Source organism: Streptomyces sp. cmx-4-9 (assembly GCF_046548835.1).
Classification (GTDB): domain Bacteria; phylum Actinomycetota; class Actinomycetes; order Streptomycetales; family Streptomycetaceae; genus Streptomyces.
On the sequence record NZ_JAEBEE010000001.1, the window covers coordinates 829,844 to 844,783 of the forward strand.

A 14,940-nucleotide genomic window follows, 5' to 3' on the forward strand; every position below is an offset into this window, starting at 1 on the left:
GGGAGGCGGGTCGGCCCGGGTGGGGGCAGAGCGCGGGTCGCCGGGGCGCGGCGCCCGGGTCCGGGGTCGGGTGCGGGGCGCGGGGCTGAGGTGTCGGGGGGCGGGAGCGGAGCGCAGGTCGCCCGAGTCCGAGGTCTGGCGCGGGCCGCCGGGCGCGGCGCCCGGATCCGGGGTCGGGTGCGGGTCGCGGGGGGTGAGGTGCCGGGGCGGCGCCGCGGCGCGCAGGTCGCCCAAGTCCGAGGTCTGGGCGCGGGTCGCCGGGGCGCGGCGCCCGGATCCGGGGTCGGGTGCGGGGCCTGGTGCGGGTTGCGGGGGTGAGGTGCCGGGGCGCCGGCGCGGAGCGCAGGTCGCCGAAGTCCGAGGACTGGCGCGGGTCGCCGGGGCGCGGTGCCCGGGTCCGGGGCCTGGTGCGGGTTGCCGGGGAGCGGCGCCCCGGCGGTCCGAGGTCCGGCGCGGGGCGCGGCGCCCGGGCCCGGGGTCTGGCGCGGGGCGCGGCGCCCGGGCCCGGGGTCTGGCGCGGGGCGCGGCGCCCGGGTCCGGGGTCCGGCGCGGGGTGCGGCGCCCGGGTCCGGGGTCGGGTGGGGGGTGCGGGGGTGAGGGGGCGGGTGTGGGGTGGAGGGCGGGTTTGGGGAGCGGGATGGGGGCGGTGCGGCGTAGGCGCCGGAGTGGGCGGCGGCTGCGAGGAGTACGGGCGTTGACGATGGCACGCTCTGCGGCTTCGGCGTGCGAACGCCCGCGATGGTCTCAGCCCGGCAGCCAGGTGCGGGCGTCGCGGGCGCGGTGGTAGAGCGATTCCACCGTCGGGGGGTCCAGGGCGGGTTCGGCCGAGGTGAGGTCCGGGGCTGCTGTCAGGGGGTGCAGGATGCGGAGGTCGCGCACGGTCGGGGCCACCTCCAGGCGGGCGGTGTCGACCAGCGCCAGGGCGGGGGTGACCCGGGTGGCCAGGGCGAGGCCGGCGCGGGCTGCGGCGCGGCGGGCCCAGCGGGGGTCCGGGCGGGGTGCGGCGCGGCCCACGGCGAGGAGCAGGTCCCCGACGGACGCGCGCTGGTGGCGGCCGGGGACGGTGCGGACGCAGAGGACCCCGGCCGGTCCGAGGAGCAGGTGGTCGATGCGGCCCAGCCCGGGCAGGGGCACGCAGTGCAGGACCCGCCAACCGTGCGCTTCCAGGGCGTCGAGGGCGTCACCCATCCGCTGCTGCGCTGCGAGGTCCTGGCGGATGCGGTGGCGGGCGCGGGCACCGGCCGAGCCGTGCTCCAACTCCCCCAGCAGGGCTTCACCGGGCCGGTTGGGGGCCAGGTCCGCGTCCGGGGGCAGGGCGAGCCGGCGCAGGTCGGCGGCGGTGGGGACCGGGGGTGGCCCGACCGAGACCGCCCCGGTCAGGAAAGGTTGCAACACCCGGAGCACGGCCTCGCGGTGGTCCTCCGCCAGTACGCTGATCCGGTTCGTCTGCCGGTCGTACCAGCCGACCGCGCGGCCGTCGGGCAGGTTGACGTACAGCCGGCCGCGGCCGGGCCGGCCGCTCGGCAGCACCTTGAGTCCCCGCATCGTCCTCACCCCCGCCGTCCATGGGAGCAGTCGCGGCGCGGCCCGGCAATCCCCCGGTGGTGTAACGACTCTGACGGGACCCTGCGGCCCCGCTGTTACAAGAACGGGGCTCCGCCGCAACGGCCCGGCCCTAGGTTGGTGCCACCTGGACGATCCGCCAGGCACCGACCGCACCGGAGGATTCCCCCGTGAGCACCGTCAGCCGCCGCACTCTCGTTCGCGCCTGCGCCGTGACCGCATGCGCCGGAAGCCTGCTGGCGCTGCCCACCGCCGTGGCCCTCGCCGAGGGGATCCCGGCCGCCGCGGCCGCCCACTCCGCGGCCCCCCGGCAGAGCCCGGTCAAGAGCCTCGCGCTGGCGGACGGCGTGTCCACGGCCAAAATCTACCGGCTGGCCGGGGGCGGTTTCCGGGCCGACATCCTCACCTCCGACGGCCGCACCGCCACCACCTTGACCAGCCGTGGCGGCGCGACCGCCGTCACGGCCGTCACCGCCGCCGGGTCCGAGGGCGAGCTGCACGCCTCGCTGGACCCGGAGGGCCGGCTGACGTCCTGGGTGGGTGACGCTCCCGCGCGGGGCGGCGACCACACCGTCGCGGCCGACGGCCACAAGACCGGGACCCGCACCGGGCAGGTCGTGGCCGCCTCCGTGCCGCGTACCGGCCCCGCTTCCGCGCAGGAAGCCCGGGACGCCCAGGACGCGCAGGACGCCCAGGACGCGCAAGGAGCCCGGGACGCCCGGGCCGGCCACGGCGCCCCGGGGGCATCCGGGGCGGACGGCAAGAGCGGCGACGGCCGCTCGGTGGCCGCCGGGCGGGGCGACGTCCTGCGGCTGGACACGCTGGCGGACGGGCCGGGCGAGGGCGTCCTGCTGCTCGCCGCGGGCGGCGGCATCGCGGCAGTCGGCGCCGCCGGCCTCGGCTTCGCCATGCTGCGCCGCGGGCGCACCGGCGGCTGAGCCCTTCCTGCCGGACGGCAACCCGCACGCCCAAACGGGATGTATCTCCGCATAAGGTTGACGGGATCGAGTGTCGTGCGAGTGTCGTGACCGCGGAGAGAAGGGCGCAGCGGACTGTGAGGACCATCCCCTTCCGTACGGCTGCCCCCGTCTTGTCGGTGTCGGTGCTGGCCGCGCTGCTGCTGTCGGGCTGCGGGCAGGCGGGCGGCCTGGTGGGCGCCGGTCCGACCGCGACGGCGAGCGGGCCGGTGCACCTGTGGCCCACCCGGCAGCCCGCGACCGTGCCCCCCGCCGACCCGGGCGGCGCCCCGCCGGAGTACGTCAAGGGGATCCCGCCGGTCCACCACCAGGACGTGCACGAGGTGGAGCCGCTGGCGCTGGTCCAGGCCGAGGTGCGGACCCACCCGGACGCGTACTCGGGCACCGACGGGATGCCCGGGGAGACCGCCGCCGCGATCCTCGCCTGCGGGAAGGAGGGCCAGGACCCGGCGAAGTGCCCGGTGCTGACCCCGTACTACCGGGACCTCACCGGCAACGGCCGGGAGGAGCTGATCGTCGGCGTCGAGCTGCCGGACCGGATGATGTCGGTGCGGGTGTACACCGCGGATCCCGACGGCCGGCTGAACCGGATCATGGCGACCACGCAGACCGTGGTGGCGGTGGAGCTGGCCGGTCAGGACGTGATCCTGCGCGCCCCGAGCGGCAACAACGGCTACGAGCTGATCACCGCCTGGTCCTGGGACGGGAAGCAGCGCACCATGCTGCCGACGCGCGAGCAGATCGTACGGGTGCCCGCCGGGTCGCGTCCCACGCCGGGTACGTCCGAAGCGCCGGGCACGTCCGATGCGCCGGGCACGTCCGAAGCGCCGGGCACGCCCGGTACATCAGGCGCCTCGGGTACGCCTGGTACGCCTGGTACGCCGGGTGCGTCGTGAAGGCGCGGCTGCCGGCCTGGACCGCCACGCTCACCTGGAAGTCTGCGTGCTTCATCGTGGTGATGTGCTGCTCCCTCGCGGCGGTGCTGGGCGTGCTCGTGCACGTGGAGGTGACCCGGCAGACCGTGGCCACCGCCCGCGAGAAGGCCCTCGGCAAACTGCACGAGACCGTCCTGGCGTACGAGGCCGGCGAGGCCCTGCCGCCCGGTTCCGGGCTGGACCCGGGGGAGCTGCCGCCGGGCCTGCGGGCCCTGGCCGTCAGCGGGCACCGCGGGACGGTCGTCGCCGACTACCGGGGCCGCCCGGCGATGTGGGCCGCCGCGCCCGCGGACGGGCGGGCCCTGGCCGCGGTCATCGACTACGGCCAGAGCGCGCGGACGATCAGCGGGCTGGACAACGCGATCATCGGTTCTTCCGTGCTGGCCCTCGGCGGGACGCTGCTGATCGGGGCGTTCGCCGTGACCCGGGTGACGCGGCGGCTCCTGCAGACGGCGACGGTGGCCCGGCGGATCACCCAGGGCGACCTCGACGCGCGGGTCGGGGATCCCCGTACGAAGGATGCGGCGCGGCGCCAGGACGAGGTGGCGACCGTGGCCGGGGCACTGGACACCATGGCCGGGTCCCTCCAGGCGAAGCTGCTGAGCGAGCAGCGGTTCACCGCGGACGTGGCGCACGAGCTGCGGACCCCGCTGACCGGTTTGCAGGCGGCCTCGGAGCTGCTGCCCGAGGGGCGGCCCACCCAGCTGGTGCGGGAGCGGGTGCGCACGATGCGGCAGCTGACGGAGGACCTGCTGGAGATCTCCCGGCTGGATGCGCGCAGCGAGCAGGTGGAGACGGACCTGCACCAGCTGGGGCGGCTGGCGGGCCGGGTGGTGCGGGCCTCCGGGACGGAGACCGGGGTGGTGGTGGTCCGGGACGCGCACGTGGAGACGGACCGGCGGCGGCTGGAGCGGGTCCTGGGGAACCTGGTGGCCAATGCGCACAAGCACGGGCGGGCGCCGGTGGTCCTGACCGTGGACGGGCCGGTGGTCAGCGTCCGGGACCACGGGGACGGGTTCCCGGAGTACCTGCTGGCGCACGGCCCGCAGCGGTTCCGTACGGAGCCGGGTGCCGGGGCGAAGGGGCACGGGCTGGGGCTGACCATCGCGGCCGGTCAGGCGGCCGTGATCGGCGCGCGGCTGGAGTTCCGCCGGGCGCCGGGCGGCGGGGCCCTGGCGGTGCTGACCCTGCCGGACCCGGGCCCCGGACCCGGACCCTGCCCGGGACCCGGACCCGGACCGGCGGCCTGATCCCGCCGCCCGAAACCGCCACCCGAACCCGCCGCCCGAACCGCCACCCGAACCGCCGCCCGAACCCGCCGCTCGAACCGCCACCCGAAACCGCCACCCAAACCCGCCGCTCGAACCGCCACCCGAACCCGCCGCCCGAAACCGGCGTCGGATTCCCTGGCCCCGTCCGGCTACGGGCGCGGGGTCTTCGTCCAGGGCCAGCGCGGCTTCGGCTTGACGCCCGTCGGGCTGTGGACGTACTTCCAGCCCTTCTGCAGGTGCAGGCGCCGGGAGTAGCCGGACGGGACGCGCTCGTACAGCAGCACCGTCGGGGGGCTGCCGTCGGGCGAGGGGACCGGGATCTCGTACCACTTCGGGGGGTGGCCGGTCGGGCCGAGGAGGATCGGGAGGACCCGGCCGTCCATCGGGCCGCCCTCGAAGGCGGTGGGTTGGCTTCTCACCCCACCAGTGTCACAGGAGGTGCGCAGCCTGGGAGACCACCGGCATGACCCGGCGGGCCAGGATCCCCACCGGCCCCTCCGACGACTCCAGGGCCAGGGCCTCGCGGGCGGCGGCGGCCGTCTCCGCGTCGGTGGCGGCCGTGGCGGTCAAGGTCGCGACGAACTGGTCCACGAGCCAGTCGCGGAGCTCGTCCATGCCCGGCTGCTTGCCCTCGTCGATCCAGATGAGGGAAGCGGCCTCGACCGCGGTGATCCACGTCCGGACCATCATCCGCAGCCGGGGGCCGGGGGCGGGCCGGCCGAGGTGGACGAGGATCTGCTGCGCCGCGGCCCGCCGGATGCCGTCGACCGTCGCCGTCGTGCGGGAGGTCTCCACGACGCTGCCGCCCTGGAGGAGGGCGGCGAAGCCCGCGTCGTGCTCGTCGACGAAGGCCAGGTAGCGGTCCAGGGCCCGGCCCAGGCGCTGGGTGAGGGGGCCCTGCTGCGGTTCCGCGAAGCAGAGTTCGAGGACGTCGGCCGCCGAGCGCAGGGCGGCCTCGTACAACTGCTGCTTGCCGCCGGGGAAGTAGCGGTAGACGAGCGGCCGCGAGACCCCGGCGGCCTCGGCGACCTCGTCGAGCGAGACCTCCTCGGGCGCCCGGTGCGCGAACAGCGAGAGGGCCGCGTCCAGGAGCTGGGCCCGCCGCTCCTCGACGCTCAGCCTGCGGTACGCCGGTACGGTCATGTCCGCAGACTAGACGACCCCGCGGGTCCTGTCCGGGTCCGCGGCGGCCGCCCGGAGGGGCCTACGCCAGCAGTCCCGAGCTCTTCCACAGCCTGCGGCCGACGCCGCGCATCACCCCGATGTCGTCGAGGAAGTCGGTGAGCCGCTTGGCGCCGGCCTGCATGACCTCGCGGCGGTGGCCGCTCGCCTTGACCTGCGCGACCGCTTCGCGGCGGTCCAGGCCGATGTTCTCGTAGACCTGCGGGTTGACGAAGGCGAGCGAGAAGACGCGGGCGGCTTCGCCGCAGCTGATCCGGGTGAGCTCCTGCTCCCATCGCGGGGCGGTGAGCATCTGGCGGCGCAGCTCCTCGCGGGCGTAGCGCACGTGCCGGGCCTCTTCGATGACGTGGATGCGGGTCACTCCGCGGACCAGCGGCTGGATGCGCTCGTCCGGGAAGGTCAGGCGCTGCATCCAGTCGAGGATCTCCTCGCCGAGGAGGGTGCAGGCGAAGGAACCGGGGGTGGTGGAGACCGTTTTGAGGACGCGCGCCAGGTTGTGGTTGGTGCGCGAGACCGGGTAGGCGGGGGCGCCACCGGTCTGGATCATGCGGGCGAACATCATCGAGTGGCGGCACTCGTCGGCTATCTCGGTGAGGGCGTAGCGCACGTGGTTGCTGGTCAGGGATTTGTCGTAGATGTGCCGGACCAGCAGCTGCATGAGGATGATCTCGAACCAGATGCCGAGCGAGGCGAGCGAGGCGGCCTCGTGGCGGGAGAGTTCGATGCGCTGCTCCTCCCCCAGCTTCTTCCACAGCGGGGTGTCGTAGAGGGAGAGCAGCTCGGGCGGCCAGTAGAACTTGCCGTCGATCGGCGGGGCGTCCCAGTCGAGTTCCTTGTCGGGATCGAAGGAGTGCTTGGCGGAGGACTCGAGCAGCCGTTCGGCGATCTGCTCGCGGTCCTTGAGCAGGCCGAGGGCGTCCCTCAGCGCGGTTCGATCGGTCACGGTCGTCATGGCTTCGGACACCTCGTGAGTCAGTTACCGGCGGTCACCTCTTATAAGACTGCTTGTCAGCAAGGTCGTCAATCCCCCGCGCACGACTTGTTGACCGACCGTCTACCAACGTGTGACGCTGCCAACCATCCAGTCCTGTACGGCAGTACGGCAGTACGTGAGACGAGGAGGCGTCAGTGTCGACGCACGAGCTCTACACCAACAGCCCGGCCGAGAGCACCTGGCAGGTACCCGCCTCCGGATCGGCCCGCTTCAGCTGGGAGTACGACGGCGGTCGCGAACGCCTCCTCGCCCTCTACCAGAAGGGCAAGGACAAGCAGTGGGACGGCGCCAAGCGCATCGACTGGGACATCGAGGTGGACCCGTACGACCCGCTCGGCACCCCCGACGAGGCACTGACCCTGTACGGGACGCGGCACTGGCCCAAGCTCACCGCGAAGGACCGGGGCGAACTGCGCCGGCACTACGCCTCCTGGCAGTTCAGCCAGTTCCTGCACGGTGAACAGGGCGCCATGGTGTGCGCGGCCCGCATCGTCGAGTCGGTGCCCGACCTGGACGCGAAGTTCTACTCCGCCACCCAGACCATGGACGAGGCCCGGCACGCCGAGGTCTTCGGCCGCTTCCTCCACGAGAAGGTCGGGATGCTCTACCCGGTCAACGACAGCCTCCAGGGCCTCCTCGGGGACACCCTGCGCGACTCCCGCTGGGACATGCCCTACCTCGGCATGCAGGTGCTGATCGAGGGCCTGGCCCTGGCCGCCTTCGGCATGATCCGCGACACGACCGACAAGCCGCTGCCCCGGCAGATCCTCGCCTACGTGATGCAGGACGAGGCACGGCACGTGGCCTTCGGACGGATGGCGCTGCGCGACTACTACCGGCAGCTGACCGACGCCGAACTGCGCGAACGCGAGGAGTTCGTGATCGAGGGCTGCCACCTCATGCGGGACCGGCTGCGCGGGGTGGAGGTGCTGGAGAACTTCGGCATCCCCCGCAAGGAGGCCGAGGAGTTCAGCGAGCAGTCGGAATTCCTGCACCTGTTCCGCACCCTCCTCTTCAGCCGCATCGTGCCCTGCGTCAAGGACATCGGGCTGTGGGGCGAACGGCTCCAGAAGGCCTACCTGGACATGGGGGTCTTCGAGATGGGCGACTCCAACCTCGACCTGCTGATGACCCGGGACGAGGAGATCGCCGAGGCCCTCGACCGCGCACGGTTCGCCGCCGAGGAGGAGGAACGGGTGGCCGAGGTCGACGCCGCGATCCGCGAAGGAGCCGCGGACGGCCCCGCTGGCGGCGCCCCTCCCGCCGACGACCCCCGGTAGCCGCTCCCGCACCGCGGTCGCCGCCCTACCGGCCACCACCGGCGGGCCGGCCCTGCTGCCGCTACCGCTGCCGCTGCCCTGCCGGCCGCCACCGGCGGGCCGTTCCGGCGACCCCGCACCGCGGTCGCCGCCCCCTTCAGCGCTCCGCCAGTGCCGCCTCCATCACCGCACGCGCGATCGGCGCCGCCGCGCCGTTGCCGCTGATGTCGCCCCGCACCGCCGAGGCGTCCTCCACCACCACCGCGACCGCCACCGCGGGCACCGCCGCCCCCTTCGCCCGCGCCCAGGAGATGAACCAGGCGTACGGAGTGCCCGCATTGCCCACCCCGTGCTGGGCGGTACCCGTCTTGCCGCCCACCACCGCCCCGGGGATCGCGGCATTGCGGCCCGTCCCGTCCTCGACCACCTTCACCATCAGCTCCTGCAGCCGCAGCGCCGTACCCGGGTCCATGGCCCGGCCCAGGGTGCGCTGGTCGGCGCGGCGCACCGGGTCCCCGTCGTCCTGCGTGGTGCGCTCCACCAGGTAGGGCGTCTTCACCTCGCCGCCGTCGGCCACCGCCGCCGCCACCATCGCCATCTGCAGCGGCGTCGCCTTCGTGTTGAACTGCCCGATCGCCGAGAGGGCGAGCTGGTCGCGGCTCATGTCCGTGTCGAAGTTCGACCGCGACACCCACGAGGGCACCCGCAGCCCCCCGTCGTTGAACCCGAACCGCTGCGCCGCCTCCACCATCCCCCGCAGCCCGACCTGCACACCGATCTTCGCCATCACCGTGTTGCAGGACCACTGCACCGCCTCCGCCATCGAGGCGTCCTCACACCCCGTGGCCGCGTTCGGCAGCAGTGTGCTGGTGCCCGGCAGCGGATACGGATCGGGGGTCTGCGTCGGGGCGTCCACATCGGTGACCACCCCCGCGTCCAGGGCCGCCGCAGCCGTCACGATCTTGAAGGTGGACCCCGGCGGGTACGTCTCGCGCAGCGCCCGGTTCAGCATCGGCTTCGCCGGGTCGGCGTTCAGCCGCGCCCACGCCCCCTTGGGGCCCGCGCCCGTACCCGAGAGCACCGAGGGATCGTAGGAGGGGCTGCTGACCAGCGCGAGGATCCTGCCGGTCGCCGGCTCGACCGCGGCCACCGCCCCGCGCTTGCCCGCGAGCCCCCGGTACGCGGCCTCCTGGAGTGCGGCCCGGACGGTGGTGGCGACGTTCCCGCCGCCGGGACGGCCGCGCGCCAGCTCGTACCAGAGCGGGAAGGCGGAGAGCCCCGGGTCCGTGCCCGACAGGACCGCGTCCTCGGCGCGTTCGACGAAGCTCGTCCCGTACGTCTGCGAGGCGAAGCCGGTGACCGGCGCGTAGAGCGGCCCGTTCCGGTACGTCCGCTCGTACCGCAGCAGCTGACCGCTGTCGCGGGAGCCGGTGACGGGGCGGCCGTCGACCAGGATGTCCCCGCGCGGCTCCGCGTACCGCTCGATCGCGGGCCGCTTGTTGGACGGGTTGGCCCCGTAGGCGGCGGACTCCCAGACCTGCACCCGGGCGATGTTCACCAACAGGGCGACGAGCAGCAGCGCGCAGAAGTACGCGCACCAGCGGATGTAGCGGATCACGCGGCGGCCTCCTGCGGCTCGGGCCTGCGGGCGCTGTCACTCAGCCGTACCAGCAGCGCGACGATGATCCAGTTGGTGACGACGGAAGAGCCGCCCTGCGCCAGGAAGGGCATCGCCATGCCGGTCAGCGGGATCAGGCCGGTCACGCCCCCGGCGATGACGAAGACCTGGAGCGCGACGATCGAGGCGAGGCCGGTGGCGAGCAGCCGGCCGAAGGGGTCGCGCAGCGCGAGCCCGGCCCGGAAACCGCGGGCCACGAGGAGCCCGTAGAGCAGCAGGATCGCGGTCAGGCCGACCAGCCCGAGCTCCTCGCCCGCGGTGGCCAGGACGAAGTCCGACTTGGCGGCGAAACCGATCAGGAAGGACTGCCCGTGGCCCAGGCCCGCGCCGAGGAGGCCGCCGGCGCCGAACGCGAAGAGGGACTGGGCGAGCTGGCCGGGGCCTTCGCCGCGGTCGATGGAGGCGAAAGGATTCAGCCAGTCGTCCACCCGGCTGTGCACGTGCGGCTCGAAGGTCCCCACGGCGTACGCGCCCAGCGCGGCCAGCACCAGGCCGATCGCGATCCAGCCGATCCTCCCGGTGGCCGTGAACAGCATGATCACGAAGAGCCCGAAGAACAGCAGCGAGGTGCCGAGGTCCCGTTCCAGGACGAGCACCCCGACACTGAGCAGCCAGATCGCCAGGATCGGCCCGAGCACGCGCCCGGGCAGCAGCCGCAGCTTCCAGAACAGCCGCCGGCCGGTCAGCGCCAGGGCGGTGCGGTTCGCAGCCAGGTACGAGGCGAAGAACACCGCCAGCAGGATCTTGGCGAACTCACCCGGCTGGAACGACAGTCCGGCGAACCGGATCCAGATGTGGGCGCCGTTGACCGCCGGGAAGAACACCGGGACGAGCATGAGGACCAGGGCGGCGGCCACCGACAGGTAGGCGTACCGCTGCAGCGCCCGGTGGTCGCGCAGCAGCACGACGACCAGCACGAACAGCGCCACCCCCAGCACGGACCAGCGGAGTTGGTCCCCGGCGGTGAGGTGGCCGGGGGTGGTCACGTCCAGGCGCTGGATGAGGACGAGCCCGAGGCCATTGAGCAGCACGGCGATCGGCAGCACCACCGGATCGGCGTACGGAGCCCTGAAGCGGACGGCGAGGTGCGCGAGCAGCGCGGCGGCGGCGAGACCGCCCGCGTACCGGGAGGACAGGCGCGGGAGGTGGCCGGTGGTGGCGAGGCCGACGTACAGGTGGCCGAGTACGGAGACCAGGACGGCCCCGGCGAGGAGCGTCAGCTCGACCCCGCGGCGCTTGGGGGCGCGGGCGCCGGGGGGCGGGGGCGCGGGCTCCGCCACCTTTGCCGTCAGAGCGGTCATACGCGAAACGTAGCAAGCAGAGGGATGCTATGTCCGTTTATGTCATAGTGTGCCGAAGAGTCGTCAGAAACGGTCAGGAGCAGCGACCGCGGTCGCCGCCGGGAGCGAGGAGCCGAGGCACGTGGGACCTGTGGAATTCATCGTCCTCGCCTTCCCGGAAGAGCAGCTGAGGGTCCCGGCGGTCGAGGCCGTGATGGGACTGCGCAAGACCGGGGTGGTCCGGCTGATCGACGGCCTGGTCGCCACCAGGACCGCCTCGGGGGACGTGCTCGCGGCGGAGTTCGACGAGTACGAGGAGCTGCGGGGCCTGCTGTCGGGCCGCGAGGCGGCCCGGCTGATCGGACCGGAGGACGTCCAGGAGGCGGCGGGCCTGCTGGAGCGCGGGAACTGCGCGCTGCTGCTGCTGGTCGAGCACGTGTGGGCGCAGGACGCGGCAACCGCCGTCCGGGCGGCCGGCGGCCGCATCGTCGGGTCGGTCCGCATCCCGCCGGACCGGGTGGCGGCGGGCCCCCGGGCGGGGGCGGCCTGATGTTCATCCGACCGGTGGCCCCGACGGTCACCCCGGCGGACCGCGCCCCGGGCCGCCCCCTCCTCCGCGGACTGCTGGCACGCGCCGCGGAAGCCGGCGCAGCGCAGGCGACCCGGGACACCGCACCAGCGGCCCCACCCGGACCGGGCGAAGCGGGCCGGGAGGGGCCGGAGGACGGGGAGGGACCGGAGGTTCCGGAGGTTCCGGAGGTTCCGGAGGTTCCGGAGGTTCCGGAGGAGCAGGGCCGTCCGGGCGGCGCGGGTAAACCCCGGGAGCCCGAACCCGACCCCGCCCGGGGAACGCACCTGACGGCCCAACTGACCCAACTGGCCGACCTGACCCGCGAAGGCTTCCTCACCCCGGAGGAATTCAGCAGAGCCAAGGCCCGGCTGCTGGGGGGTTGAGGGGGGCGGGGCGGTGTCGGTGGGGGCTCTGTGGCGGTGGAGCGGGATCAGGGAAGCGTGGGGGTTTCCCGTCAGTCCCAGGGTCCTTCCGGGTCGGGCCGTCCCCTCAAGGGCGCTCCTTCGTCGCGTCGCTACGCGATGGCCTTCGGCCACCCTTGACCGGCCGTCCCGCCCCGGAAAGACAAGGACTGTCGGGAACCCCCCAAAAGGACGCTCACCGGGGACAGGCCAACATTCGGGCCGGCCAGCGATGGGCGGGAGGTCGGGGGACGCATCAGACCATGACCCCTACGGCTCGGCATAGCGGCCGCCGCCCGTCTGTGGCCGTACATAGGCCGCAAGCTCCCCGGTGCCCCCTGCCACTCGGCTCGGCGACTGCCACCCGCCTGGGGCTGGGCATAGGCCGCCCACCGTCCACTGCCCTCCGGCGCTCGGTTTGGCGACTGCCGGTCGTCTGAGGTTGGGCATAAGCCGCCCAGAGTTCGGTGCCCTCCGGCGCCCGGCTTGGCGGCCATCGGTCGCCTGGGGCTGGGCATAGGCCGCCCACCGTCCACTGCCCTCCGGCGCCCGGTTTGGCGGCCATTGGTCGTCTGGGGCTGGGCATAGGCCGGGTCCTTCTGGGGCCCGTCGGGGGTGGTTGCGGGCAGTGGGCGCCGAGCGGGTCGATGTGGAGGTGTACAGGCCGCCTTCCGGCGACCCTAGGCGCCGCGAACGGCCATCGGCCGGTACGGGAGAAGGCCTTGGGACGCAACCAGGCGCCCGAAGGGCCGCATCGGGGGCGGAAGGCGCTCTGACGGAGTCAGAAGCCACTTCCCTCGCTGTCACACTCCGGCAAGACGTCACCCACGCCCAGACCGGCGCCCAAAAGGGACAAACCGACGGGAGGTGGCTCCCCCGGGCCGCGGTCGGCCCGTGCCCACTCCCGAACGGCTCGCAGACGCCCGCGGCGGGGACCCCACACCCCGCCTACGGCGGCCCGTGCCCCAGCCACAGACCAGGTGGCAGCCGCCAAGCCGAGCAGCAGAGGGCAGCGGGCAGCCTGCGGCCCATGCCCAGCCCCAGACGACCGGCGGACGCTAGACCGGGCGCCGGAGGGCACCGGATGGTGGACGGCCTATGCCCAGCCGCAGCCAACCGGCGGACGCCAAACCGGGCGCCGGAGGGCACCGGATGGTGGACGGCCTATGCCCAGCCACAGACAACCGGCGGACGCTGAGCCGAGCGCCGTTGGGCACCGGATGGTGGGCGGCCTATGCCCAGCCCCAGACGGCTCGCAGCCGCTGAGCCGAGTGGCAGTGTGTAGCGATCTGTTGCGGCCTATGTACGGCCACAGGCGGGGTGCAGACGCTATGCCGAGCCGCAGGGGGCATGGTCTGATGCGGCCCCCCGACCTCCCGCCCATCGCTGGCCGCCCTGTCCCTGGACCGGTCCCCGGTGAGCGTCCTTTTGGGGGGTTCCCGACAGTCCTTGTCTTTCCGGGGCGGGACGGCCGGTCAAGGGTGGCCGCAGGCCATCGCGTAGCGACGCGACGAAGGAGCGCCCTTGAGGGGACGGCCCGACCCGGAAGGACCCTGGGACTGACGGGAAACCCCCACGCTTCCCTGATCCCGCCCCGCCGCCACAGAGCCCCCCGAAGCCCCCGCCCGGCCAAGCCGGCCCCGCCCCCCCCCCGAAGCCCCCCTGACCACCCCCCAAACAGGGGAGTTGTGGGGGCTGGCCGGCTCGGGTGGGGGATTTGTCATACCGGGCGTGGCAGCATCGGCGCCGGAGGTGACCCCATGTCACGTCGGCCGCTTCGTGCCGTCTGCATCGCCGCTGTCCTCGTGCCCGCGCTCGTCACGGCCGGGCCCGTACCCGTCGTCCACGCGGAGCCGGCCGGGCCCGGGGAGTCGGTCGGGGCGCTGCTCAGCCGGTTGCAGGGGCTGTACCAGAAGGCCGAGGAGGCGACCGAGGCGTACAACGCCACCGAGGTCGCGTTGGGTGCCCGGCAGGGCGAGGAGCGGCGGCTGGCCGCTGCGCTCGGCAGGGCGCGTACTGCCCTCGGCGCGGAGAAGGCGGCTGCCGGGATGCTGGCCCGGGAGCAGTACCAGGGCTCGCGGGGCCTGTCCCCGTACGCCCGGATGGTGCTGGCCGGGGATCCGCAGGCGGTGCTCGACCAGCGGCGGCTGCTCGCCCGCGAGAGTGCGCGGCGGGCCGGGGTGCTGCGGCGGCTCGCGCGGGGTGAGCGGGAGGCCGGGGCGTTGGCGGAGCGGGCCCGCAAGGCCCTGGACGCGGAGCAGAGGCTGGCGGCGCAGCGCAAGCAGCACCAGGCGGAGGTGGCGGCCCGGCTGCGGGAGGTGGAGCGGACGCTGGCGGCGCTGACTCCCGCAGAGTTGGCCCGGCTGGGTGAAAGGGAGGCGGAGGACACCGCGGTCGCCCAGCGCGCGCTGGTGGCTTCGGGGCGGTTGGGGAGTCCCGGTTCGGCGGCGGTCCGTACGCCCACGGCGGCCGGGGGTACGGCGCTGACGTACGCGGCGGCGCAGATCGGGAAGCCGTACCTGTGGGGTGCGGAGGGGCCGGCGGCCTTCGACTGCTCGGGGCTCACCTCGCAGGCCTGGGCCCGGGCCGGCCGGGTCATCCCGCGGACGAGCCAGGAGCAGTGGGCGCAGTTGCCGAAGGTGGCGCTGAACCAGCTGCGCCCCGGTGACCTGGTGGTTTACTTCCCGAAGGCGACCCATGTGGGCCTGTACATCGGTGACGGCAAGGTGATCCAGGCGCCGCGTCCGGGGGCGCGGGTGAAGGTGTCGCCGATCGCGGCCAATCCGCTGCTGGGCGCGGTGCGGCCGGATCCGGACGGGGCTCCGCTGG

General features: G+C 74.2%; 12 protein-coding genes and 1 pseudogene. 7 read left to right on the plus strand and 6 right to left on the minus strand.

What is annotated here, in order from left to right:
• Window positions 1-744 precede the first annotated feature (744 nt).
• Window positions 745-1,545 (minus strand): nuclease-related domain-containing protein, encoded by an 801-nt coding sequence (locus tag ACLJTM_RS03910; protein ID WP_411101893.1) that lies wholly within the window; start codon window positions 1,543-1,545, stop codon window positions 745-747.
• Window positions 1,546-1,733: 188 nt separating this feature from the next.
• On the opposite strand from ACLJTM_RS03910, the gene ACLJTM_RS03915 reads away from it, so the two are divergent.
• The 3 genes from ACLJTM_RS03915 to ACLJTM_RS03925 all read left to right on the plus strand — a co-directional run bounded on the left by ACLJTM_RS03915 (window position 1,734) and on the right by ACLJTM_RS03925 (window position 4,725).
• Window positions 1,734-2,501 carry a hypothetical protein gene (locus ACLJTM_RS03915; RefSeq protein WP_411101894.1) on the plus strand — a complete coding sequence of 256 codons (768 nt, stop codon included), beginning with the start codon at window positions 1,734-1,736 and terminating at the stop codon, window positions 2,499-2,501.
• A gap of 116 nt (window positions 2,502-2,617) precedes the next feature.
• Window positions 2,618-3,436 carry a hypothetical protein gene (locus ACLJTM_RS03920; protein ID WP_411101895.1) on the plus strand — a complete coding sequence of 273 codons (819 nt, stop codon included), beginning with the start codon at window positions 2,618-2,620 and terminating at the stop codon, window positions 3,434-3,436.
• Window positions 3,433-4,725 (plus strand): ATP-binding protein, encoded by a 1,293-nt coding sequence (locus tag ACLJTM_RS03925; protein WP_411101896.1) that lies wholly within the window; start codon window positions 3,433-3,435, stop codon window positions 4,723-4,725. The genes ACLJTM_RS03920 and ACLJTM_RS03925 overlap by 4 nt, the downstream gene beginning before the upstream one ends.
• 170 nt (window positions 4,726-4,895) lie before the next feature.
• Here ACLJTM_RS03925 and ACLJTM_RS03930 read toward each other — a convergent pair whose 3' ends face one another.
• The 3 genes from ACLJTM_RS03930 to ACLJTM_RS03940 all read right to left on the minus strand — a co-directional run bounded on the left by ACLJTM_RS03930 (window position 4,896) and on the right by ACLJTM_RS03940 (window position 6,880).
• Window positions 4,896-5,165 carry a hypothetical protein gene (locus tag ACLJTM_RS03930; protein WP_411101897.1) on the minus strand — a complete coding sequence of 90 codons (270 nt, stop codon included), beginning with the start codon at window positions 5,163-5,165 and terminating at the stop codon, window positions 4,896-4,898.
• Between the two features lie 10 nt (window positions 5,166-5,175).
• A complete protein-coding gene (locus ACLJTM_RS03935; RefSeq protein ID WP_411101898.1) occupies window positions 5,176-5,889 on the minus strand; it encodes a TetR/AcrR family transcriptional regulator in 714 nt (237 codons plus the stop codon).
• Between the two features lie 61 nt (window positions 5,890-5,950).
• Window positions 5,951-6,880, minus strand: a complete 930-nt coding sequence (locus ACLJTM_RS03940) for an AurF N-oxygenase family protein (protein WP_411101899.1) — start codon at window positions 6,878-6,880, stop codon at window positions 5,951-5,953.
• A 176-nt stretch (window positions 6,881-7,056) separates the two neighbouring features.
• On the opposite strand from ACLJTM_RS03940, the gene ACLJTM_RS03945 reads away from it, so the two are divergent.
• Window positions 7,057-8,202, plus strand: a complete 1,146-nt coding sequence (locus ACLJTM_RS03945; protein WP_411101900.1) for a ferritin-like domain-containing protein — start codon at window positions 7,057-7,059, stop codon at window positions 8,200-8,202.
• Window positions 8,203-8,338: 136 nt separating this feature from the next.
• Here the strand turns inward: ACLJTM_RS03945 and ACLJTM_RS03950 are convergent, their stop codons facing one another.
• Complete coding sequence (locus tag ACLJTM_RS03950; protein WP_411101901.1) at window positions 8,339-9,799, minus strand: penicillin-binding transpeptidase domain-containing protein; 1,461 nt, start codon at window positions 9,797-9,799, stop codon at window positions 8,339-8,341.
• Window positions 9,796-11,160: an FtsW/RodA/SpoVE family cell cycle protein gene (locus ACLJTM_RS03955; RefSeq protein WP_411101902.1), complete on the minus strand. Its 1,365-nt coding sequence runs from the start codon at window positions 11,158-11,160 to the stop codon at window positions 9,796-9,798. The genes ACLJTM_RS03950 and ACLJTM_RS03955 overlap by 4 nt, the downstream gene beginning before the upstream one ends.
• A 121-nt stretch (window positions 11,161-11,281) precedes the next feature.
• Between ACLJTM_RS03955 and ACLJTM_RS03960 the strand changes: the two genes are divergently transcribed.
• The 3 genes and pseudogenes from ACLJTM_RS03960 to ACLJTM_RS03970 form a co-directional block, all read left to right on the plus strand.
• Window positions 11,282-11,689: a DUF6325 family protein gene (locus ACLJTM_RS03960; RefSeq protein ID WP_411101903.1), complete on the plus strand. Its 408-nt coding sequence runs from the start codon at window positions 11,282-11,284 to the stop codon at window positions 11,687-11,689.
• Window positions 11,689-12,093, plus strand: coding sequence for an SHOCT domain-containing protein (locus tag ACLJTM_RS03965; RefSeq protein ID WP_411101904.1), 405 nt, complete (start codon window positions 11,689-11,691; stop codon window positions 12,091-12,093). Before ACLJTM_RS03960 ends, ACLJTM_RS03965 begins: the two co-directional genes overlap by 1 nt.
• Before the next feature lie 2,120 nt (window positions 12,094-14,213).
• Window positions 14,214-14,828 (plus strand): annotated as a pseudogene (locus ACLJTM_RS03970) (C40 family peptidase); the annotation flags it as partial.
• Between the last annotated feature and the right edge of the window lie 112 nt (window positions 14,829-14,940).

Bases quoted from the DNA above. Each gene is read 5' to 3' on its own strand.
- ACLJTM_RS03910 (WP_411101893.1), bottom strand. From the start codon at position 1,545: ATGCGGGGACTCAAGGTGCTGCCGAGCGGCCGGCCCGGCCGCGGCCGG.
- ACLJTM_RS03935 (WP_411101898.1), bottom strand. From the start codon at position 5,889: ATGACCGTACCGGCGTACCGCAGGCTGAGCGTCGAGGAGCGGCGGGCC.
- ACLJTM_RS03940 (WP_411101899.1), bottom strand. From the start codon at position 6,880: ATGACGACCGTGACCGATCGAACCGCGCTGAGGGACGCCCTCGGCCTG.
- ACLJTM_RS03955 (WP_411101902.1), bottom strand. From the start codon at position 11,160: ATGACCGCTCTGACGGCAAAGGTGGCGGAGCCCGCGCCCCCGCCCCCC.
- ACLJTM_RS03965 (WP_411101904.1), top strand. From the start codon at position 11,689: ATGTTCATCCGACCGGTGGCCCCGACGGTCACCCCGGCGGACCGCGCC.